Source organism: Corallococcus sp. bb12-1 (assembly GCF_026626765.1).
Taxonomy (GTDB): Bacteria; Myxococcota; Myxococcia; order Myxococcales; family Myxococcaceae; genus Corallococcus; species Corallococcus terminator.
The window spans coordinates 83,856-106,511 of the sequence record NZ_JAPNJZ010000034.1 but is presented as its reverse complement, the minus strand read 5'-3'; the positions used below and the strand labels follow the sequence as shown (position 1 = coordinate 106,511).

At 68.9% G+C, this 22,656-nt stretch carries 16 protein-coding genes; 5 read left to right on the top strand and 11 right to left on the bottom strand.

What is annotated here, in order from left to right; translation table 11 throughout:
* Positions 1-48: 48 nt before the first annotated feature.
* From OV208_RS39590 to OV208_RS39575, 4 genes are all read right to left on the bottom strand, one after another.
* Entirely contained in the window at positions 49-4,170 is a 4,122-nt protein-coding gene (locus OV208_RS39590; RefSeq protein WP_267579163.1) for a CARDB domain-containing protein, read from the bottom strand.
* 104 nt (positions 4,171-4,274) lie between these two features.
* Positions 4,275-5,777 carry an ATP-binding cassette domain-containing protein gene (locus tag OV208_RS39585; RefSeq protein WP_267579162.1) on the bottom strand — a complete coding sequence of 501 codons (1,503 nt, stop codon included), beginning with the start codon at positions 5,775-5,777 and terminating at the stop codon, positions 4,275-4,277.
* Between the two features lie 281 nt (positions 5,778-6,058).
* A complete protein-coding gene (locus tag OV208_RS39580; RefSeq protein ID WP_267579161.1) occupies positions 6,059-7,156 on the bottom strand; it encodes an SPFH domain-containing protein in 1,098 nt (365 codons plus the stop codon).
* On the bottom strand, positions 7,147-7,644 hold the full coding sequence (locus OV208_RS39575; protein WP_267579160.1) for an NfeD family protein: 498 nt from the start codon (positions 7,642-7,644) through the stop codon (positions 7,147-7,149). Before OV208_RS39575 ends, OV208_RS39580 begins: the two co-directional genes overlap by 10 nt.
* A gap of 123 nt (positions 7,645-7,767) precedes the next feature.
* On the opposite strand from OV208_RS39575, the gene OV208_RS39570 reads away from it, so the two are divergent.
* Entirely contained in the window at positions 7,768-8,610 is an 843-nt protein-coding gene (locus OV208_RS39570) for an alpha/beta fold hydrolase (RefSeq protein ID WP_267579159.1), read from the top strand.
* 80 nt (positions 8,611-8,690) lie between these two features.
* On the opposite strand, the gene OV208_RS39565 is transcribed toward OV208_RS39570, so the two are convergent.
* On the bottom strand, positions 8,691-8,975 hold the full coding sequence (locus tag OV208_RS39565) for a hypothetical protein (RefSeq protein WP_267579158.1): 285 nt from the start codon (positions 8,973-8,975) through the stop codon (positions 8,691-8,693).
* Positions 8,976-9,374: 399 nt separating this feature from the next.
* Here OV208_RS39565 and OV208_RS39560 point away from each other — a divergent pair, with 399 nt between their 5' ends.
* The gene (locus OV208_RS39560; protein WP_267579157.1) at positions 9,375-12,389 is read left to right on the top strand and encodes an error-prone DNA polymerase; all 3,015 of its coding nucleotides are present in this window, start codon (positions 9,375-9,377) and stop codon (positions 12,387-12,389) included.
* On the opposite strand, the gene OV208_RS39555 is transcribed toward OV208_RS39560, so the two are convergent.
* Positions 12,383-12,904: a hypothetical protein gene (locus tag OV208_RS39555; protein ID WP_267579156.1), complete on the bottom strand. Its 522-nt coding sequence runs from the start codon at positions 12,902-12,904 to the stop codon at positions 12,383-12,385. The two genes, OV208_RS39560 and OV208_RS39555, sit on opposite strands and share 7 nt — an antisense overlap.
* A 513-nt stretch (positions 12,905-13,417) precedes the next feature.
* On the opposite strand from OV208_RS39555, the gene OV208_RS39550 reads away from it, so the two are divergent.
* Positions 13,418-14,167, top strand: coding sequence for a hypothetical protein (locus tag OV208_RS39550; protein WP_267579155.1), 750 nt, complete (start codon positions 13,418-13,420; stop codon positions 14,165-14,167).
* 199 nt (positions 14,168-14,366) lie between these two features.
* The gene (locus OV208_RS39545) at positions 14,367-14,840 is read left to right on the top strand and encodes a hypothetical protein (RefSeq protein WP_267579154.1); all 474 of its coding nucleotides are present in this window, start codon (positions 14,367-14,369) and stop codon (positions 14,838-14,840) included.
* 152 nt (positions 14,841-14,992) lie between these two features.
* Here OV208_RS39545 and OV208_RS39540 read toward each other — a convergent pair whose 3' ends face one another.
* The 4 genes from OV208_RS39540 to OV208_RS39525 form a co-directional block, all read right to left on the bottom strand.
* The gene (locus tag OV208_RS39540; protein WP_267579153.1) at positions 14,993-16,927 is read right to left on the bottom strand and encodes a NosD domain-containing protein; all 1,935 of its coding nucleotides are present in this window, start codon (positions 16,925-16,927) and stop codon (positions 14,993-14,995) included.
* Positions 16,928-17,141: 214 nt separating this feature from the next.
* Positions 17,142-17,342, bottom strand: a complete 201-nt coding sequence (locus tag OV208_RS39535; RefSeq protein WP_267579152.1) for a hypothetical protein — start codon at positions 17,340-17,342, stop codon at positions 17,142-17,144.
* A gap of 45 nt (positions 17,343-17,387) precedes the next feature.
* A complete protein-coding gene (locus tag OV208_RS39530) occupies positions 17,388-18,134 on the bottom strand; it encodes a phytanoyl-CoA dioxygenase family protein (RefSeq protein WP_267579151.1) in 747 nt (248 codons plus the stop codon).
* A gap of 56 nt (positions 18,135-18,190) precedes the next feature.
* Positions 18,191-19,852 carry an acyl-CoA dehydrogenase family protein gene (locus OV208_RS39525; RefSeq protein WP_267579150.1) on the bottom strand — a complete coding sequence of 554 codons (1,662 nt, stop codon included), beginning with the start codon at positions 19,850-19,852 and terminating at the stop codon, positions 18,191-18,193.
* Between the two features lie 65 nt (positions 19,853-19,917).
* Here OV208_RS39525 and OV208_RS39520 point away from each other — a divergent pair, with 65 nt between their 5' ends.
* Positions 19,918-21,858, top strand: coding sequence for an ATPase (locus OV208_RS39520; RefSeq protein ID WP_267579149.1), 1,941 nt, complete (start codon positions 19,918-19,920; stop codon positions 21,856-21,858).
* Here OV208_RS39520 and OV208_RS39515 read toward each other — a convergent pair.
* The gene (locus OV208_RS39515) at positions 21,801-22,646 is read right to left on the bottom strand and encodes a WbqC family protein (RefSeq protein ID WP_267579148.1); all 846 of its coding nucleotides are present in this window, start codon (positions 22,644-22,646) and stop codon (positions 21,801-21,803) included. The genes OV208_RS39520 and OV208_RS39515 overlap by 58 nt on opposite strands.
* Between the last annotated feature and the right edge of the window lie 10 nt (positions 22,647-22,656).

Genomic DNA, 22,656 nt, shown 5'->3' with positions numbered 1-22,656 from the left:
GCCGACACCCGTTCACACGATGAAGGTCCTACCGTCGGCGTGCGACGACTACGGCAGCACCGCGAGGAAGCCCTGCGCGAAGGTGTTGTTGTCCTCGCGCAGCTCCGTCACCGACCGCTGCGAGTCCACGAGGGCCCCGATGTAGAACAACCCGGAGCCCGAGGCGCCGGGCGGCGGGATGGCGGGGGTGCTGAGCTGGCGCGTCGTGCACTGCTGGGGCTGCAGCGAGCCCAGGTTCACGGAGCCCAGGGACACCTGGGACGAGCCCATGGTGACGTCCATCGGGAACTCCAGGGTGGAGCCGTTGGAGAGGAACAGCTCCAGCCGGCCCGCGCTGGTGCCCGCGGCGACGGTGCCCTGGTTGCAGACCTTCACGGTGGTGGTGAACGGGGCGTTGTTGCGCACGGAGAACGGCGCGGTGACCTGCGTGATGACGAGATCAGGTGCGCTGCCCACGCCGATGCGACCGCGCACGAAGACGTTGTTGTCCGTGCGCAGCTCCTGATCCATGTAGGGAGACACGGGCAGGATCGCGCCCAGGAAGAGGGGCGATTCCGGCAGGGCCGCCATCGGCAGGGTGACGAAGAGGGGCTCGTCCACCGTGGTGCACGCGTCCGGCTGCAGCGAGGGCACCTGCATCATCCCCAGCCGCGACCGGGTGGGGAAGAACTCCATGCCGTCCTGCGGGGGCACCGGCTCCGTCAGGACGGATTCGGTGGAGAGGACGACCTCCACGGACTGGGACTGGGAGGGCGCCGTGCCCAGGTTGCAGACGGTGATGGGTGCCCGCAGCGTCCCGCTGGACATGACGCTGGCCGGTCCGCCCATGGCCGTGACGACGAGGTCCGGCCGGTAACCCACGCCGATGCGCGCGCCGACGAAGGTGTTGTTGTCCTCGCGCAGCTCCTGGACGGACCGGTACGTGTCGACGGCGGCGCCCAGGTGGAACGTCTGGGTGTCCAGGTTCCCGTAGACATTCAGGCTCCCCTCCACCGGGAGCGAGACACAGGCTCCCGCCTCCAACGGATCCACCGACGTCCAGGCCACCGGCTCCGGGTAGGACGGCCCGTACTGCGCCGGCATGGAAAGCTGGGGCACGCCCAGCACGTAGAGATCCACGCGCGACGCGTTGAAGGCGTCCTGCGTGCCCTGGTTGCAGACGGTCACGTTGGCGGTGAAGTACTGCCCCGGATGGGCGTTGGTGGGGCCCGTCACGTCCGTGACGACCAGGTCCGGGCCGTACCCCACGCCGATCCGACCGAGCACGAAGACGTTGTTGTCCTCGCGCACCTCCATCAGGTTCTGGGAGCGATCCACGGTGGCGCCCACGTACACCGGTTGATCCTGCCACCCCCACCACCCGTAGGCGGACACCATCTCGGAAGGGGTCGCGCAGCGACCGGGCTCGAGCTGCGGAACGGGCAGGGTGGCGAACTCTTGCTGGTTGCTGCTGTACGGGGGCGGCGGCCCCCAGGCCGGAGGCGAGCTCCACTGGTCATCCTGGGCCAGGAGGAACGTCACGCTCGTGGGGGACGAAGCATCATTGCCCACGTTGCAGACGCGCGCGGACACGAAGAACGGCGCGTTGGGTTCGAAGCTGGGGGGCGCGTCCATCGCGGTGATGATCAGATCCGGTCCGGAGCCCAGGCTGATCCGTCCCGCCATGAGGACGTTGTTGTCTCGGCGCAGCTCCTGCTGGGAGGACCAGTGCCACGGATTGACCTGGGCGCCCACGTACACTGGCTGCTGGGGGTTGGAGTTGTAGGGCCGCGAGGCCGTACCGGTGACCTCCCGCGTGATGCACGCCCCGACGCCCAGCGACGGCACCGACACGGTATTGACGGGCATCTGCGACGACGGCGGCGGTCCGCTCGGAGCGTAGGGAGCCGGCACGAACAGCGAGGGTTCGGAGGACAGGTACACCTCCACGAAGGTGCTGTTCGACATCTCGGTGCCCAGGTTGCAGACCCGCACGGAGGTGGTGAAGGGGTAGCCCTGCCGCGCGCTGGCGGGGGCGTTGAGCTCGGTGATGGCCAGGTCCGGCTGCCACGAGCCCAGGCCCACGCGTCCCGCGGCGAAGCTGTTGTTGTCCCGCCGCAGCTCGGAGTACGTCGTGTCGACGACGGCGCTCAGGTACACGGGCTGCTCGGGCGGGAGCGGTGCACCGGAGGCGTAGAAGGTCGCCCGCTGCGCGATGCACTGACCCGCGTGCAGGGAGGGGCTCGAATCCACGCGGCCCAGGAGGTGATAGCCAGGAGCCGGGTTGGAATACGAGGGGTAGAACACGGGCCGGGGTTCGGGCGCCGTGGCGTGCGTGGACAGGTACAGGGAGATCCCGAAGCCGGGCACGTTGTCATTGCCCGCGTTGCAGACCGTGTAGGTCGCGGTGAAGGATTGTCCCTGTCCCAGGTTCGCGGGGACCTTCAGGTCGCGCAGGACCAGGTCCGGGCCGTAGCCCACGCCCAGCTTCCCCAGCGTGAAGACGTTGTTGTCCTCCCGCAGCTCCAGGGTGGTGCGCTGCGGATCCACGACGGCGCCCAGCGTCAGGGGCGGGTTCGGGTTCATGCCCCAGGAAGCCTCGTAGGGCAGTTGGACCGACGCCTCCACCCGGCGGAGCACGCAGTCGCCCGGGGACAGGTTGTTCACCTCCACCGAGCCCACCGGGACCTGGGTGCGCGAATAGATGGGGCCGTTCGGGGCCGGAAGCACCACCGCGTCCTCCGTGGACAGGAACAGCTCCAGGCGGGCGGAGTAGGACGGCTCGCTGCCCACGTTGCAGACCTTCGCCTCGGCGGTGAAGGACCCGGAGGGCATGGCGTCATCGGGCGCCGTCAGCGAGCGGATCACCAGATCCGGGCCATGGCCCACGCCGACGAGCCCCTTCACGAAGGTGTTGTTGTCCTCCCGCAGCTCCGGGACATTCATCGCCCCATCCACGCGCGCGCCCACGTAGAGCGGCGCGTCCGGCAGGGCGGCCGGAGGCACGTACACGGAGCCCTGCGCCCACAGCGTGGCGCACTGTCCGGCCTCCAGTCCCCAGGTCTGCGCCGAGCCGATGACTGACTCCGTCATGGAGCCTGGGTTGAAGGGACCCGACAGCGTGGGCAGCGTGGACAGCAGCAGGTCCACCGACACGGAGCTGGCCCAGTCGGTGCCCACGTTGCACACCCGCACGGACGCATTCACCCAGCCAAAGGGAGACAGGTTGTCCACACCCGTCACGTCGGTGACCACGAGGTCGGCCTGGTTGCCAACGCTCAGCAGGCCCGCGACGCGCACGTTGTTGTCCTCGCGCAGCTCCTCCCTGGAGCCCTCCGGGTCCACGATGGCGCCGAAGTAGAGCGGCTGCCCGGGCGTGGCCGCGTCCGGGAGCTGGGCGGAGGCCTCCCCCTGGAGCGTGAGGCACACGCCCGGCTCCATCGAAGGCACGTACACATTTCCCACCTGGCGCTGGGTCGGCGACGGGGGCGAACCCGGAGCCGGCACGGACAGCGTGTCCTGGGTGGAGACGAACAGCGCCACGTTGCTGCCGCTCACGTACGTGGAGCCCGCGTTGCACACGCGCAGCTCCACGGGGAGGTAGTCCCCGGGGCGCGCGCTGGCGGGGACCTTCAGCTCGGACACCACGAGGTCCGCGAGGTCACCCACGCCCATCAGGCCGCGGACGAAGCCGTTGTTGAGCTCGTCCACCTCCGCCACGACCTGCTCCGTGTCGATGAGCGCTCCCAGGTAGAAGGCGCCCTCTCCCATCGCGGCGGGAGGCAGGATCGCGCCGACCGTCAGGGTCCGGGTGATGCACTCTCCGGGCTCCAGGGGTGGCCCCATGCCCACCTCCGCCACCACCACCTGCTGGGCAGAGGGAGGCGCACCGGGCGGGAGGATCTGCTGGGTGGGGGTCGTGGACAGGAGGAACTGGAGCGTCACCGAGCCGCCGTTGGGATGGGCGGGCTCCGTGCCCTGGTTGCAGACCCGGGCCGAGGCCAGGAAGGGGTCGCCCATGCGCACGTTGGCGGGCCCCTTCACGTCGGTGATGACCAGGTCCGGTCCCTCGGTGAGGGACTGGGTTTGGCTCTTCGCGGACGACGTGACGTCGCTTCCGCAGCCGTTGAATACCAGCGTGCCTGCGATGAGCAGACACACGCCTCTCCATGACGGTGTGGGCCGTGACATGAGTACTCCTTTGGGGGTGGGAGGCCGGGAATAAATTCAAACAATCCCAAGCGAAAGCGGAATCCTGTTTTTCCCACTCCCCGGGAATCATTGGAGTCAGTTTGTCACTCCACCTGCACGTGCCCATTCGCGACGAACCACCGCGTGGTGGTGCATGCGCGGGCGAAGGGCGCGTCATGCGTGACGAGCAGCAGCGCGCCGGGGTAGTCGCGCAGCGCCGCCTCCAGCCGTTCGATGGACGGCAGGTCCAGGTGGTTGGTGGGCTCATCCAGCACCAGGGCCCACGCGTGCTGACCCAGGCCGCGCGCGATGAACAGCTTGCGCGCTTCGCCCGGTGACGGCTGTTCTGACGCGAGCAGCCGGTGGGGATCCACGCCCAGCGCGGCCACCAATGACAGCACCCGGCCCCGTTCCTCCGGGGGCAGCTCGCGCACCGCGTCGAGCGTGGCGCGGGCCTCGGCCTCGCCCAGGTCCTGGGGCAGGTACAGCAGCTTCTCGCGGGGCACGCGGGACTGCTCCATCAGGGCCTTGAGGAGCGTCGTCTTGCCGGCGCCGTTGGGGCCCTCGATGCGGATGCGCGCCTCGCGGTCCACGTCCAGGTGCGTGGGGCCCAGCACCTCCACGTCGCCCGCCTTCAGGCCCGGCGTGTCGAACGTGAAGAGCCACGGGTTGGGGGAGCGCACGTAGTCCACGAACACGGAGCGGCCCACCGTCTTGTCCACGGTGAAGCTGCCCACCGCGGCCTCGGCGCGCTCCAGCTCCCGGCGCTTCACGGTGACCTGATGGCCCAGGCGGGCCTCCGCCCAGCTCGCCACCGTGGAGGCCCCGAGCGTGCGCGCGTCGCTGTCGTACTTGTTCTTCATCCGCCGGCCGGTGCTGCGCGACAGGGTGGCGCCCTCGTGCTCGCGCCGCGTCCGGTCAAGCAGCTGCGCCGCGCGATCCCGCTCCGCCTTCGACTGCTGGTGGGCGGCGACCTCCGCCTCGCGCTCCGCCTCCCAGTGGCCGCGCGCGTCGGAGTAGGCGCCGGGATACAGGTGCGCGCCTCCGTCATGCACGCGCAGGGTTGCGTGGGTGAGCGTCTCCAGCAGCTCCCGGTCATGGGACACGACGACGCCAATGCCCCGGAAGCGCCGCAGCGCGGACACCAGCCACGCGCGCCCTTCGGCATCCAGGTGGTTGGTGGGTTCATCCAACAGCAACACGTCCGGTTCGCGGGCGAGCGCCGCGCCCACCTGCCACCGCTTGCGCTCCCCCGGGGACAGCGTGGGCCAGCGCGACAGCGCGGTGACGTCCAGGCCCAACTGCCCGTGGAGCCTGCGCGCCAGCGCGTCGTACGCCTCCGCGAACGCGGCGATGTCCGGCGTCAGGGCCTCCACGCCCTGCGGACACAGACACACGAGGGGCGAGGGCGGGTCGAACGCGAGCTGCCCCGCCGTGGGCTTCAGCTCCCCGGACAGCAGGCGCAGCACGGTGGACTTGCCGGCGCCATTGGGGCCGACGAGGCCCGTCCAGCCCGGGGCGAGGTGGAAGTCCACGTCGGTGAGGACGGGGATGGCATCGGTGAAGGAAAAGCAGACGCGCTGCGCGCGCAAGGAAGGCGAAGGCATATGAAGCGACTCCTGAATCCGGATGCCAGCGCACACGCCCATCAGGACGCGCGGCGGCGGGGTACAGCCAGGGACCGGGGTTTCAGGCGTGCAGCTTCAAGGGTGGAGCGACCTCGCGTGGGGGAAGACCTGTGACGTCCTCCCGCGTGCACAACGAACAACGGTGCTGCGGTTGAAGCATGCGGTGTGCGGCGGGCGGAGTGCAAGCCCGGTCGCGCCGTGAAGCGGGCACCGACAGCGAAACCGTCGGTGCCCTGACAACGATTCCCGGCGGCCCGGGCCTACTCGTCCGACGGGGGCGGCTGCACGCGGCGGGTGGCCGGCATGGGCGCGGTGGCCGAGGCGGCGGCGTTGCGGGCGATCGCCTGGGCGCTCAGCGCGGCGGCGGACGGGTTGCGCGCGGGCAGCCGGGGAGCCTCCGGCGCGGGGGCCGGGGCGCCTTCGCGGCCGAAGACGTCCTTGAGCATGGAGAGGGTGCCCAGCGCGGCGGTGGCCTCGTAGGGGACGAACATCTTGTTCTCGCCCTTGCCCAGCTCCTGGAGGGTCTCCAGGTAGCGCAGCGCGAGCACCTCCGGTGTGGCGCGGCCGGTGTGGATGGCTTCGAAGGTGAGGCGCGTGGCCTCCGCCTTGCCCTCCGCCTCCAGCATCACGGCGCGCTTGTGGCCCTCGGCGCGAGCGACCTCCGCGTCGCGCTCAGCCTCCGCGCGCAGGATGCGGGAGATCTTCTCGCCCTCGGCCTGGAGGATGGCGGCGGACTTGTCGCCCTCGGCCTTGGTGACCTCGGCGCGGCGTTCGCGTTCGGCGGTCATCTGCTTGGCCATGGCGGCCTTGATGGCCTGGGGCGGTTCAATCTCGCGCAGCTCCACGCGGGTGACCTTGACGCCCCACTTCTCGGTGGCCTCGTCCAGCACCATGCGCAGCTTGGTGTTGACCGTCTCGCGGCTCGTGAGCGTCTGGTCCAGGGTGAGGCCGCCCATGACGTTGCGCAGGTTGGTCATGGTCAGCTGCTCGATGGCGAGCGCCAGGTTCTCCACCTGGTAGAGCGCGCGGCCCGGATCCACGATCTGGTAGTAGATGACGGAGCCGACCTCCATGTTGACGTTGTCATGGGTGATGACCTGGACGGTCTCGAAGCCCATGACCTGCTCGCGCAGATCCACCAGCGTGTTGCGCACGATGCGGGTGCCGGTGCGCATCTCCATGGCGCGAGGGCTGTCCATGAAGGGAATGAGGATGTTCAGGCCGCTGGAGGCCACGTGGTGGAACTTCCCCAGCCGCTCCACGACCATGACCTTGGCCTGGGGAACGATGCGAACTCCGGTGATGAGCCCGAACGCGACGGCGGCCGCCGCGAAGAGCAGAACAATGGTCAGTCCCATCCTGCGTTCTCCTTCTTGGGTCGCGGCTGAGGCAGCGCGACTTCGTGGGACGCCGACGGGCGTCGCACCCACAACTTGAGTCCTTCGATCTGCTCCACGGTGACGCGTTCGCCTTCGGGCAGGGGGCCTGACAGGGAGCGCGCCATCCACAGCTCGCCGTTGATGCGCACGGTGCCCCCATGTGGGTCCGACAGCGCCTCCATCACCACGGCCTCCTGGCCCATCATCGCTTCGACACCCGTCTTCAAACGCACGGCGTCGCGCATGAAAACGTGTTTGAAGATCGTCCGGGACGCGCCGAAGAGGGCCGAGGACACCAGGGTGAACACGACGAGCTGACCGTCGAAGCCCAGCCCCGCGCCGGCCATCAGGGCCGCCATCAGCGCCCCCACGGCGAACCAGAGCGTGACGAAGCCGGAGAGCTTGATTTCGAGCGCCCCGAGGACGATCGCGGCAATCAGCCAGAGCTGCCAGGCGGTGGTGTCCATGGGGTCCTTGTTTGGCAGCCGCTTCGGCTTCCTGTCAAACCGGGCGGCCGGGCGTCAGGAAACAATCGTCCCGGAGGAGGGGTTGCGGGCGAGGACCCCAGGGTCCTCTCTGGGGGAGAGCCCATGCCGTACCTGTCCATCCGTGGCGCGCGACTGTACTACGAAGACACCGGAGGTTCTGGGGAGCCCGTGCTCTTCAGCCATGGGCTCCTGTGGGATTCCCGGCTGTTCCGCGAGCAGGTCTCGGCCCTCCAGGGGCGCTACCGGTGCATCGTGTACGACCACCGGGGGCAGGGGCACAGCGAGCCCCCGCCTGGTGGCTCGGCCATCGACCTGCGCACGGTGTACGAGGACGCGGTGGCCGTCATCCAGGCCCTGGGACTGGCGCCCTGCCACTTCGTGGGCCAGTCGATGGGGGGCTTCGTGGGCCTGCGGGTCGCCGCGCGACATCCGGAGCTGTTGCGGTCGCTGGTGCTCCTGGACTCCTCCGCGGCGGCGGAGCTGCCCCTGACGCTGGCGCGCTACCGGCTGCTCACGGCGCTGACGCACTGGCTGGGCCTCAGGCCGGTGGTGGACCCCATCATGTCGCTCTACTTCGGGCGCACCTTCATGCGGGATCCGGAGCGCGCGGCGGAGCGGGCCCTGTTGCGTCGGCAGCTCGCGGACAACCCGCGCGAGGTGTGGCGGGCGATGCAGGGCGTCATCCACCGCCGCAGCGTGGAGGGGGAGCTGCACCGCATCGTGACGCCGACGCTGGTGTTGGTGGGCGACGAGGACCTGGTGACGGTGCCGGAGCGGGCGGAGCGGCTGCACCAGCGCATCCAGGGCTCACGGCTCGTGCGGCTGCCCTGTGGCGGGCACATGTGCATCCTGGAGCAGCCGGAGGCGGTCCATGCCGCGCTGCGCGACTTCCTGGAGACGGCGGAGGCGCCCGCCTGGGTGGAGGAGATCCGGGGGCTGGGGTGAGAGGGATTGAAGCCCTCCAGGGCCGCGCTCCTGGAGCGGTGTGAACCGCCCCGCTCCAGGAGGTGGCTTGCTGCGTGGGCCTAGCCCCGGGCCTCGGCGGCGGGCGCGCGGCAAACCAGCTCCGCGTCCTCGGAGGGCGCGGGCTGCGCGGCGGCCTGCGGCTCGGACGGTTCGGCCTGGAGCGCGCCCGCGCAGACGCCGAATTCACCGCACGTGATGACATCGCCGCCGTTGTCGCAGAGCAAGGTGCAGGACCCGTTGTACTTGCACTGGAGCTCACAGGGCCGCGGCGCCGCGACGGCGGTCATCGGGGCGAGGAAGAGGGCGGCGATGCTGGCGAAGACGGTTTTCGAGAGCAGCTTCATGGGTGACTCCTGTGTGGGGTTGAGCAACGTCCTGCTCAAATTCATACGGAATCACCCGCGCCGGCCGGTCGTGGACTCACGACAAAAATGTCTTCCGGCTTGGGCGCTGGCTTTGGCGGGTAAGGGCAGACACCCCGGCCTGGCCCACCTCGCGAGCGGGCAACGCCGGGGCGCCCTGCGTCAAGCCTCTCCGCGCGCCTCGGAAGCGGGCTCCTGGCAGACCAGGGTCTCGCTTGGGCTTAGCGAAGCATGACAATGCCCAATGACAGTTCAAGCCCGGAGGTGAAGCGATTGATGGTTGAAGGACGCTCAGGCCCGGGGACAACCCATGAAGTCACCTGCTCGAAACATGAAGATCCAATCTAGCGCCTGAACGCCCGATCAGTATCCTGATCCGGCGTGAGCTACGCCGAGCTGGTGTGCAGATCCCATTTCTCCTTCCTGCGCGGCGCGTCCCATCCGGAGGAACTGGTGGCCGAGGCGGCGCGACGGGGCCTGTCCGCGCTGGCGCTGACGGATCAGGACGGGCTGTACGGCGTGGTGAAGGCGCACCTCGTGGCGAAGGAGCACGGGGTGAAGCTGCTCCTGGGCGCGGAGCTGACGCTGGAGGACGGCCCGCCGGTGGTGGTGTACGCCCGTGACGCGGGCGGCTACGCGAACCTGTGCCGGTTGGTGTCCCACAGCCGGATGACGCACCCCAAGGGCGAGGCGGGCCTGCCCTGGCGCAAGCTGGCGGAGCACGCGTCGGGGCTGCTCGCGCTGTTGCCCGGCCCCGCGCCGCTGGAGGCGGTGGCTCCGCTGGCGGAGGCCTTTCCGGGCGCCTTCCATGTGGGCCTGAGCCGTTCGCTGTCGGCGGGGGACGCGGTCCGGGAAGCCCGGGCGGACGCGCTGGCCCGCGCGCTGGGCGTGCCGCTGGTGGTCCACAACGACGTGCACACGCACCACCGGGAGCGCCAGCCGCTGCAGGACGTGCTCACCGCCATCCGGCACGGGGTGACGGTGGATCAGGCGGGCACGCGGCTGTTCCCGAACGCGGAGCGGACGCTGAAGTCGCCGGGGGAGATGGCGCGGCTGTTCGCGGACCGGCCGGAGGCGCTGGCGCGGACGGTGGAGCTGGCCTCGCGCTGTGAGGCCTCGCTGGACGCGCTGCACTACCACTTCCCGGAGGAGGACCTGCCCGAGGGCCGCACGGCGGACACCCACCTGCGGGCGTTGACGGAGGTGGGGCTGCGCACGCGCTACCCGGCGGGCGTGCCGCCGGAGGTGACGCGGCAGATCGAACACGAGCTGCGGCTCATCGCGGCGCTGGAGTTCGCGGGGTACTTCCTGGCGCTGTGGGACATCGTGATGTTCGCGCGGGGGCGGGGCATCCTCTGTCAGGGCCGGGGCAGCGCGGCGAACTCGGCGGTCTGCTACGCGTTGGGCATCACGGCCATCGACCCGGTGCGCATGGGGCTCTTGTTCGAGCGCTTCCTCAGCATGGAGCGCCGGGAGCCGCCGGACATCGACGTGGACTTCGAGCACGAGCGCCGCGAGGAGGTGCTCCAGTACGTCTACGCGAAGCACGGCCGCCAGAAGGCGGGCATGGTGTGCGAGGTCATCTGCTACCGGGGCCGGCTGGCGCTCCGGGAGGCGGGCAAGTCGCTGGGGCTGTCGTTGGATCAGGTGGACCGGCTGTCGCGGGTCGCCTCGGCGCATGGCTTCCAGGTGACGCCGGAGGTCCTCAAGGAGGCGGGCCTGTCACCCACGGACGGGCGGGTGCTCCGGACGCTGTCGGTGGCGAAGGAGCTGGAGGGCGTGCCCCGGCACCTGTCCATCCACGTGGGCGGCTTCGTGATGACGCGCGAGCCGCTGGTGGACCTGGTGCCGGTGGAGAACGCGGCGATGCCGGGGCGCACCGTCATCCAATGGGAGAAGGACGACATCAACGCGGTGGGCCTGCTGAAGGTGGACCTGCTGGCGCTGGGCATGCTGACGGCGCTGTCGAAGTGCTTCGCGTTGATCCGGGAGCACCACGGCCGTGAGCTGTCCCTGGCGACGGTCCCTCCGGAGGATCCGAAGGTCTACGACATGCTGTGCGAGGCGGACACGGTGGGCGTGTTCCAGATTGAGAGCCGCGCGCAGATGAACATGCTGCCAAGGCTGCGGCCCCGGGAGTTCTACGACCTGGTGGTGCAGATCGCCCTCATCCGGCCGGGCCCCATCGTGGGCAACATGGTGCACCCCTACCTGCGCCGCCGGCACGGGCAGGAGCAGGTGACATACCCGAGCGACGCGGTGCGGGGCATCCTCCAGAAGACGCTGGGCGTGCCGCTCTTCCAGGAGCAGGCGATGCGGCTGGCGATGGTGGCGGCGGGCTTCAGCGCGGGGGAGGCGGACGGGCTGCGGCGGGCGCTCAGCCACAAGCACGCGGAGGAGCGGATCCTCCCGTACCGGGGCCGGTTCGTGGAGGGCTGCGAGGCGCGCGGCTACGCACGTCCGCAGGCGGAGGAGTGGTTCAACCACTTCCGGGGCTTCGCGCACTACGGGTTCCCGGAGAGCCACTCCGCGAGCTTCGCGTTGATTGCGTATGCGTCCAGTTGGCTGAAGTGCCACTACCCGGCGGCGTTCACGGCGGCGCTGCTCAACTCACAGCCGATGGGGTTCTACGCGCCGCACACGCTGGTGGCGGACGTGCAGCGGCATGGGGTGGAGGTGCGGCCGGTGGACGTGCGCCGCTCCAGTTGGGATTGCACGCTGGAGGACGGGGCGCTCCGGCTGGGGTTCCGGATGGTGCGGGGGCTGGGGGAGTCCGCGGGCCGGGCGGTGGCGTCCTGCCGCAACGGGGACTACGCGAGCGTGGGGGACCTGGCGCGCCGGGCGCGTATTCCCAGACACGAGCTGACGCGGCTGGCGCTGGCGGGAGCGCTGTCGTCGCTGTGCGGGGCCCGGAGGCAGGCGCTGTGGGAGATCCAGGCGCTGGGGACGCTGGACGCGGACGACCTGTTCTTCGGGATGGCGATGGACGGCACGGCGGTGGAATTGCCGCCCATGGGCGTCTACGAGCGGGTCTGCGCGGATTACGACACGGTGGGGCTGTCGCTGGAGAAGCACCCGCTGGAGTTGTTGCGCCCGACGTTGAAGCGGATGGGGGCGGTGACGGCCGAGGGGCTGAAGCAGGTTTCGGCGGGGCGGCGGGTGAAGGTGGGGGGGATGCTGATCTGCCGGCAGATGCCTCCGACGGCGAAGGGGATCTGCTTCATCTCGCTGGAGGACGAGACGGGGATCGCGAACCTGGTGGTGCCTTCGGACGTGTATGCGCAGTGCCGCAAGGAGATCCACGGCGCGCTGTTCCTGGTGGGGGAGGGGATGCTGGAGCGTTCGGGGAAGGTGACGAACGTGAAGACGCGCAGCGTGGTGTCGGTGCGTCAGTGAGGCCCTTGTCCGGCATCGGGTGGGGCCGGGATCTGGCTCACGCGGAGCGTGGTGGTGAGCGCCGGGGTGGGGGGCTTCGGAATGAAGGAGAGGGTGATCTCGATGCAGTCCGGACCCGGTTTGCCGTTGAGTTGTTCGTCGAACAGCGGGAAGTCGACCTGGGTCCCGAACCAGTATCCCGGCTCCAGCCTCAGGAGGTCTTCTTCACGGGCTGGCGGCGGGAAGCGGTCCGCGACCAGGAACTCCACGGGCTGTGCCGTCGCGCAGTCCAGGACGGCGACAACCTCCACCGAGCTGTTCTCGATGAGCCGCCGGTCCAGCGTCAGGGTTCCCTCTTCCGAGCCCACCAGAAGGCGGCCGGCGAGTGCCTTGCCGTCGTAGTGGGGAGACTGGAACTCAATGAGGGGGCGCGCGGGGGCCGCTGGCACGGACGTTTCCTGTGGAGGAACGATGCGACGGCAACCCGGCGTGAGCATCAGCGATGTCGCGAGGGCCGCGAGGAACGAGAGGTTCATCTGCACCTGAGATCTCCGTTGTTGCCTGGGACGCCCAGTCCATCGCCATGCTGCCATCCACAGGAATGCGCCAGCTCGTGAACCATCGCTTGCGCGCGGCACTTTTCGGACAAGGGAAGTTCGCACCAATAGATTTCCGACTTGGGCTGGTGACAGGTCTGGGTGCCCTGGAAGACGAAGCCCCCGATGCTGCTCCTTCTCTTCCTCCCGTCATCCCGGCACTTCTGCTGGATGCCGCAAGCAGCATCAGCGAGAGCCCGACGCTGGGGATTCGGTGGGGAGGAGTGTCCGAACGCAAGCAGCGGCTCCGTGCCTCGAATGGGGGGGCGGTGCGTCAGTGAGGCGCTGGATCAAGGCGCTACATCTGCACGTCTGTTCCCGTGAATGGCTTGTGGGCCCGGTGTGAAACGCCAGGGATACCCACGAGGGCATGGAAGAACCCGTATTGCTGGGGATATAGGTTGCGTCTGTCCGGGTTGTAGTAGCGTGGATCAGAACGGGAGGGTTCTCCAAGTGCGCAACAGTCTTCGGTGGTTGGGGTCGCTGCTCGATCGCGTGGGCCTCAAGGATGCAGTGGAAGAGGCGAGCGATTGGGTGCGGTACTACGCGCAGGGGAAGCCGCCCGCGAGTGAGCCGCGGCCGACCCGTGTTTCCCGTCCCATGCATTCGGATCCGCCGCGTGCCTCCGTGCACGAGGTGATCGCGTCCATGCGGAACGCCATGCCCGAGCGGCAGGTGGACGGGACGGTGGTGGAGATTCCGTTCGAGGGCCGGATGGAGCTGGTGCCCTCGGCGCTGCGCAAGCGGGCGCCCAAGGCGAAGAAGGCTCCGGCGAAGAAGGCCGCCGCCAAGAAGGCTCCGGCGAAGAAGGCCGCCGCCAAGAAGGCTCCGGCGAAGAAGGCCGCCGCCAAGAAGGCTCCGGCGAGGAAGTCCGCGGCGCAGCCGGCGAGCGAGGACGCGGTGTCGGTGCTGGAGACGGCCCTGCGAGGCCACGCGCGCCAGAAGGACCTGGTCTCCGCCGGCAAGGAGAAGGACCAGCTCCTGCGGTCGCTGATCCCCCTGTACCTGGCGCGGTCGCTGGACGTGGAGATCACGTCGGGCACCACGTCGCGCTTCTGGAGCGGGCTGGGCGTGACGTACGCCGCGCCGAACGCCGCCAAGGCGCTGCGCCTGCATGCCGGCTACGCGCAGGACACAAAGAAGGGCAAGGCCATCACGGCCAAGGGCGTCCGGTACGTGGAAGAAGCCCTCAAGCCGGACTGAAAGCAGTGCCGCGTCTCCATGAGTCGCCCAGGCGCGGCATGCCTCGCGCCGCTGCGGGAATGCTCGTGGGGACGCTGGTCGCCTGTGTTGGTGTGAAACGCTACGACCTGAATGAGGAGCTGCGCCGACGCGAGGGCAGCTCCTTTCTGGTGGTAGCTCCAGGTCCGTGGCCGGAGGTCATCCGCTCCGGAGCGTTTCGATGATGCTTCATCCGATTCTTGTTCTGGCGACGCTTCTTTCGGACGCAGGGACACTGGCGGCACCTCAAGTCGCATCGAAGCCAGACGCCGGGGTTCCTTCCCTGACCCGGCCCGCGCCCGTGCTGGATGCCGGGACAGGCGTCAAGGGTGCGGCATCCTCAGGCTTTGAATGGCCGGAAGATGTGCAGCCCATGGCGACCCTGGATGGGCCCGCCATTCTGGCCTCCTACGCCGCACTCCAAGATGTCGTGAGTCGCTTCCCGAAGTCCCGTCGGGGGGAGTGCATCTTCACGGCCCGCGCTCTGGACGTGGTCGTAGGCAAGGGGAAGGGCATCTACATCGTTCGTGTGAATCGTCGAGTCGACTACTGCGAAGGGATCGGCCCAGGTGGGAACTTCGAGTTCGATTGGTTCGAACTCTACGCCGTCTCGCTAGAGGGAAAGATCGTCGAGCGGTATCAATACGCTCCCTGAGCGAAGGCCCTCCTCACGACGCTGGACGGGCCAGCCTTCAGCCTCCCTCTTGGAGCAGTATGGTCTGCCCGAACTCCGACAGGCCCGGGAGCAGAAGCTCCCGGGCCCGCGATCCTTCCTGGACGACGCTCATTCAGGAGACGGCGGATGTCTCAGTAGGCGAAGCACTGCGTTTCGACGCCCGCCGGGAACGTCGGAGACGGCGTGGAGGCGGCATCCGCGCAGTAGCCCTTGTGGTAGGCGACGTTGCAGGTGGTGCCTCCCAGGCTGCCACTGCCGGAGAAGCTGTTCGGATAGGAGCCCCAGAGCGGGCAACCATAGTCGCTGCAATACGTGTGGATGCCGTTGTAGCAGGAGCCCAGGGTGGACTGCTGTCCGGGCGACCCCGCGATGTCGATGGCATGTCCGAAGTCGCGGATCGTGTTCCCGTAGATCCAGCTGTTGATCGTATTCGAGGTCAACACGCCGATGTCACCGGAGCCCACCGCGCCCGCAGAATCGATGGTGTTGAACCCTACGAACCCCCAGTTGACCCGGTACAGCGAGATGCCCATCTGGTTTTTGTAGAAGCGATTGTCCCGGATGTAGACGTGATCGATGAAGCCGCGCAGCGGTTCCGTCTGGGCGAAGAAGGGCTGGGCGTCGTCGAACATGAACTGCCGCAGGTCGAGCACATTCTGGAAGTCCGCGAACTCGCTGGGGTGGTAGCCCGTCAGCCGGCGGAAGGTGCAGTCATCCACGTACGTGTACTGGCTGCCGTCGGTCAGGAAGCCCAGCTGGAAGCCTGACACGAAGTTCTCCGAGTACGTGGTGGACTGTGAATAGGGCAGGTGTCCGTCCGTGCTCATGCCGAAGAAGTTCGCCCGGTCCGTCGCATGGCGGATCGCGACGTTCTTGGTCACGTCCACATTGCCGCCCACGATGTTGACCGCCACCTTCACGTCGCAGATGGAGTTGTGGTGCACCTGCGAGCGTGCGTCGGGATTCCCCGGAATCTCATACGGCTTGGACGCACAGTACAGGGGCGCTCCCCACTCCGTCGTCGGAACGACGCCAATGCAATAGGGCACGAGCGGATACGAACCGTCGGGGAGCTGGTTCAGGCCCGCGGGGTAGGGGGAGATGGCGGAGCAATCCCCGGCGGGGATGGAGCCGTCGGCATTGCACACGTTGGGGCGGCAGGAGCTGGCCCCGGCGCTGAGCAGCAGCCTCCGCTCGACCGTGCCCGTGGGGCAGGGGGCGCCTGTCTTCGGCGTCACCGTCAGCTTCAAGCCGGGCCGGGTCTGACACGAGGGGGTTTCCTTGTTGTAGATGGTATTCCACCCGTAGGCGATGCCACCACCCACGTGGGCGATCTTCAGGTGGTGCAGGCTGACCGGCGCGCCATTCGTGACGTTGGAATGCGCGACGTGGACGCCGGTGGTGATGAGCCGCTTGCCGTGCATGAACGGCCACGTGGCGTTTGCCAGCGTGGGCTCATGCCCGTCCAGGTCGAGGATGGAGTTGAGCGAATGCCCCGTGGAAGGGCAGGCCTGTCCCCGGTCGTAGCCACTGTTCGTGGTCCCCACCAGGGTCAGGTAGGAAACGCTGGCGTCGGCGAGCTGCGCGGGCAACGACAGGTCGGAAAGGGGATCCGCCACCATGATGAGGGATTCCAGATCCGTGCTGGCGTGGGCCACGTTGATGACCGTGGGTGCCGTGTCGTAGGCCTGGGAACCTTCCAGGTGGATTCCAGGCGGAACGTGGATGCCCACGCCTTGGGGCCAGGGCCAACCCCAGGGAATCTTGGTCGTATTTGTGATGGTGATGATGCCCGGATCCAGCACCACCTTCGGATGGCCAGACTGCTTCGCCCAGTCGATGGCCTTCTGGTACCAGATGGCCCGGGGCCCCGTGGCGGGACTGGTGCCGGTGTTGTCGTCACCACAGGTGAGGGTGGGCGCCCCGCGACAGGCCATCCCCAGCTGACCGGTGGCACAGAACGAACGTTGGAAGGTCCCGCTGCCGTTGTAGACGCGGGCGCACATCACACCAGGCAGTTGCTCTGGATCGTTTGAAGTCCCCGGGTTGCCAGGGTTGTTCGGCACCTCGGGTTCCTCCATGGCGTGCAGGGTCCGTGGGGGGGCTGTCTGGGGTTCACAGCCCGTCACGAAAGCCAGGGTCAGGAAGGCTTGGAGGAAGGCATTCCTCCGACTTCGACTGAGGGGAAAAAGAGACGCAAGGGATGGACTGGTCATGGGAGGGCTCTTATTCCAGGCAGGAATTGAAATCCAGCCCTCTCATTCCAGAACCTGGATCAGCTCAGTTGGCGAAGCACTGGGTGCCGGGCACCGTCGGTGATGGCGCGGATGCGAGGTCGTCGCAGTAGTTGTGATGATAGGCAACGTTGCAGTTGGGCTCCGCCCCGGTGCCATTGTTGGAGAAGGCATTCGTGTAGCTGGCCCAGACCGGGCAGCCAGGGCTGCTGCAATACGTGTGGATGCCATTGTAGCAGGAACCCAACGTGGACTGCTTTAACGACCAGCAAAAGCCATGTCTGGAGCGGGATCAGGCTTGCCGCGCCGAACGTGATCCTGGAATTGGCAGGTTATCTGTCTTCCGGTAGGTGGCCACCACCGAATATTTCGTGTCCACCGTATGGTTCCGGCTCGCCGCGTGGAACAGCCGCGCGTGGAAGAGCAGCACGTCCCCCGGTGACAGCCGCACGTACTGCGCATCCGCGATCAGCGCCGCGTTCTCCGTCAGCTCCGGCCGCAAGAACAGACGGTCATCGTAGCGCTCCGGCGCGAAGGACATCCGGTGCGTCCCGGGCAGCACCTTCAGGCCGCCGTTCTCCGGCGTCTCCATGCCCAATGCCAACCACGTGGAGATCAACTCCGGACGCGCGAAGGACCAGTAGCGCACGTCCTGGTGCCAGCCCGTGTCCGACGAATAGCGCGGCTGCTTGGTCATGATGCAGTTGTGGTGCGCCCGCGCCTGCACCACCGGGCCCTCCAGCAGTTGTCCCAGGGCCTCCAGCATCCGCGCGTCGTCGAACCACGCGGCGAAGAGGGCAGAGCGCTCGTGGGCGCGCAGCAGCCGGCGCACCGTCCGGCCCCCTTCCTCCGTCAGGCTGGCCGGGGAGCCCGGGTAGGCCACGTCGGCCTCGTACTCCACCGGCCCCTCACCGGAGGCGAGCTGCTCCTGGATGGAGGCCCGCATCCGGGCGCACGTCCCGCCCTCCACGAAGGACGGCAGGACGAGATACCCATCGGCGGCGAAGCGCTGGCACTGCTCGGGACTCAGGACGGACATGGCGCCCGCTTCTTAATGGGGGCGCCGTCCGAGTGCACCTGTCCCGAATCCCGCCCTCACCCCAGCAGCCGCGAGTCATCCAGGTCGATCTCATCCTGGATGAGGTCCACGCCGTTCTGCCGGAACCGCCGCGCCGCCGCGCGCGTGCGCGGCCCGTGCCCATTATCCAGGCACCACTGCGCGTGCTCGCTCAGGAGCGCCAGCTCCAGCGTGCGCCCCAGCGTCAGCGAGAACCGCCGCGCCCCGGCCTCCATCGTCGTCGGGTTCGCCATCGCGCTGGAGACCCAGACCCGCGCGTGCTCCAGCGCGTCGTGCGCCGTCTTCACGCAGGGGCGCAGGCCCACATCCGTCACCTTCGACAGCCGGCCCTCCACCTCGTGGAAGTACGCCTCCAGCGTGCCTTCCTTCGCCAGCGCGCGCAGCGCGTCCAGCGACAGCACGTTCGTCGTGCCCTCCCAGATGGACAGCACCTGCGCGTCCGCCTGGATGCGCGGCAGGCCCGTGTCCTCCACGTAGCCCGCGCCGCCGAAGGACTCCGTCACCTCCGACGTCACGTGCACCACCTGCCGGCCCGTCGTCAGCTTCGCCAGCGGCGTCACCAGCCGCTGCAGCAACTGCTCCTGCTCCGTCGCCGTGCGCGTCTCCAGCTTGCCCAACAGCTCCACTCCCCGGAACGCCAGCAGGAAGCCCGCCTGGAACTCCGCCTCCAGCCCCGCGAGCGTGTCCACGTGCAGCGGCTTCTCCGACAGCGGCGCGCCGAACTGCACCCGGCGCTTCGCATAATCGTGCGCCAGCGCCAGCGCGCGCCGCATGCTCCACGTCGCGCCCATCGCGTTCCAGGTGCGCGTCACGTTCAGCATCATCGCCATGTTGCGGATGCCGTCCGTCAGCCCCGCCACCGGCGTCGCGATTGTCCCCTCCAGCGTCAGCTCCGCCGTGGGCACCTTGCGCGTCCCCAGCTTGTCCTTCAGCCGGTTGATCTGGAGGTGATTGAGCTTGCCGGCCGCGTCCCGCGTCTCCACGAAGAAGAGCGCCAGGCCCTTGCCGCCGGGGCCGTTGCCCTGGGGCCTCGCCAGCGTCAGCGCCATCTGCGCCGTCGTCGCGGACGTGAACCACTTCGTGCCGAACAGCCGCCAGCCCTCGGGGGACTGGCGCGCCTCGGTCAGCGTCAGGCCCACGTCCGAGCCGCCCGTGCGCTCCGTCATCCACTGGCCCGACGTCCAGAACGTCGCCGGGTCGCGCGACGTCAGGTGGGGCAGGGCGTGGTCGATGAGCTGCTGGTTGCCCAATGACAACAGCGACCGCGCCGCGCCGTCCGTCATCGCCAGAGGACACGAATAGACATCCAGCGACGGCTGCACCAGGTAGTTGAGCGCGAACTGGTGCACCCGGCTGAGCGCGCCGCTCTTCTGCTCGTAGGCCACCGCCACCAGGCCCTTGCGCGCCGTCAGCGCCTCCGCCTCCTTCCACAGCGGGGACACCTCGATGTGGTCGATGCGCTGGCCCCAGGGGTTCCACTGCGTCAGCACGGGCTCGTTCAGCCGGTCGCGGAGCTGGAACTCGTAGAAGTGCTTGCCGCCCAGCTCTCCCAACTCGCGGAGGTCGTCGGTGATCGAACGACGGAGGTCCTCCGGCAGGGTCCGGGCGAGGTAGCCCTGCAGGAACGCGTCGTCGTCGTACTGGTTGCCAAGTCCGGGGGGTGCTTGGAAGAAGCTCATGCCCCGAAGTTAACACCCCACCGTGGGCGGTGGGGTAGAGTGACCTCCCCTCTGCCGGAGCCGTGATGACCGACTTCTTCCGCAGGCCCCCTCCTGGCGCGGGTCCGTCCTCCAAGGACGCCGAGCAGGATCCGAACCGCAGCGTCACCCCCCTGGAGACGCCCGCCGCGCCCGCGACCCCCGTCCTGGCTCCGCCTCCGCGCCAGCGCTCGCCCACCACCACCGCGCTTCCCACCCAGCAGCCGCCCCCGCCGCCCGCGGAGCCGTTCGCCCGCCCCCGGCCCCCGCCGCCCGCGCCGCTGCCCTCCGTCATCTTCGATCCGATGCCTCGCCCCCGCGCCCCGGCGCAGGCCTCGGGCGTGGTCCCCCCGGGTCCACCTCCGCCCTTCAGCGACGATGTGGTGGACGTGCAGACCGAGCGGCGCACCGCCCCCCCCGGCCCTCCCGCCGACGCGGACCGCCGCGCCAGCGCGCCCCCGGATTCCGAACGGCGGGGCGGGCCTCCTCCCGCGCCCCCGGCGGACTCAGACCGTCGCGCAGGTCCCTCGAATGGCGAAGGGGAGCGTCGAGGCTCGGCGGCGGACCGTCGCCCCGGGAACCCGCAGCAGCCCTACGCCGGTCCGGACCGTCGCGGCGGCGTGGCGCCCCAGGCGTATGCAGGCCCGGACCGTCGGGGCCCCCGGCGTGACGGCGGGGAGTCGCCGGCCGCGAACCGCTTCTGGCCCACGCAGCCTCGCAACCTCCAGGAGTGTGGTCTCAACGCGACGTTCGTGGAGGAGCTGGTCCTCAAGGCCATCTTCTTCGCCGGCGAGATGCGCGGCATGGACGTGGCCGCCCGCCTGCAACTGCCCACCACGCTGGTGGATGAGATCATCGAAGGCCTGCGCCGGCAGAAGTACATCGACATCCGCGGCGGTGGCGGCTCCGGCGTGGGCCGCTCCACGATGATCTACCAGCTCACCACGTTCGTGACGGACGTGCTGCGGCAGATCCTCGACCGCAACCGCTACAACGGGCCTGCGCCCGTGCCCTTCAACGAATGGGTCGCCGCCGTGAAGCAGCAGACCGTGCGCGGCAACCGCATCACGCGCGACCGGATGCAGGACAAGTTCGGCGACCTCATCATCCGCGACTACATCTTCGACGGCATCGGTCCGGCGATGAACTCCGGACGCGCCATCTTCTTCTACGGCCCTCCCGGCAACGGCAAGACGGCCATCTGCCAGGGCATGGTGAACTGCTACGAGGGGGACATCTTCATCCCCCACGCGCTGCTCATCGACGACTTCGTCGTGAAGATGTTCGACGCCAACATCCACAAGGCGGTGGAGGATGAACCCGGCGCGCCTTCGTACGACCGCCGCTGGGTGCGCTGCCGCCGTCCGCTGGTGGTGGTGGGCGGTGAGCTGACGCTGGAGATGCTCGACCTCGTCTACACGCCGGAGGTGAAGTACTACGAGGCGCCGTTCCAGATGAAGGCGAGCAACGGCATGCTCCTCATCGACGACTTCGGCCGCCAGAAGGTGTCCCCCAAGGACCTGCTCAACCGGTGGATCGTCCCGCTGGAGAGCGACGTGGACATCCTCACGCTGCACACCGGCAAGAAGCTCCAGGTGCCCTTCGACGTGTTCGCCGCCTTCTCCACCAACCTGGATCCCAGCGACCTCGTGGACGACGCCTTCCTGCGCCGCGTCCGCTACAAGCTGGAGGTGCAGCGCCCGGACGAAGAGCAGTTCCACGAGATCTTCCAGATGATGTGCAGGAAGCGCGGCGTGCCCTACGACGCACGCGCCATCGACTACCTCATCGACGAGCACTACCGCCCGAACCACCGGCCCTTCGCCGCGTGTCAGCCGCGCGACCTGTTGGATCAGGTCATCGACATGGCCAACTACCAGGGCAGTCATCCGCGCCTGGACCCGGCGCTGCTGGACGCCGCCGTGCGCAGCTACTTCGTGCGCTTCGACAAGCCCGCGTCCGGCCCCACCTCCGCGTCGGCCCGCTGAAGGGGCTGGGGGCCGTTCCCCGCGAACGGCCCCCACGGCGACGGCTCAAGCCACGTGCGCACCGTCTCCAGCGGCACGTTGGCCAACACGTCCACCACCGACAGCCCCGTCACGAAGCGGCCCTCGCGCCCCTGCGCGTAGTCCGGGTGACGGAAGCGCTGCCACAACAGGCGCACGTCCACCGCGCGGAAGCGCTCCGGCTTCAGGTACAGCGTGGAGCCCGTCCCCGAATAGTACGTGTGCGCCCCCGTCTGCAGGCAGTACTCCACCAGTCGCTGCGTCTTGTCCTCGCCCCGGCGCTCCAGCGTGGAGGAGCACACGAGGTTCGGCGCGAGGCCCAGCGGCTCGTAGAAGAGCGCCATGCTGGACAGCAGCACGCGCAGGAGTGACCCCGGTCCGGACTCGCGCGCAGCCGCGTCGTAGAAGGGCTCCAGGCGCGGCAGCACCTGCGCGCGGAAGTAGGGGCGCCCTCCGTAGAGCGTCACCAGCGTCTGCAGGTGCTTGCGCGCCCACGGCTGGCGCGCGTCCACCGCGAGCTCGCCAATGCGAGTGTCGCGGTGCGGATCCTCCAGCGGGATGGACATCCACTGGAAGCCCGGCTCGCTGGGCGGCGGCGTGGGCACGCCGAAGGGCAGGGCGACGCGCGTGCGACGCTGCCAGCCCCGACGCAGCCACTGCACGTCGTCCAGCACCACCAGCGTGCCGGCGCGGGCCACCTGCTCGTAGAAGTCCACCCACGGCAGGTAGTGGGGCTGTTCGGCGACGAGGACTCCCGGGTGTCCGGACACGCTCCGGATG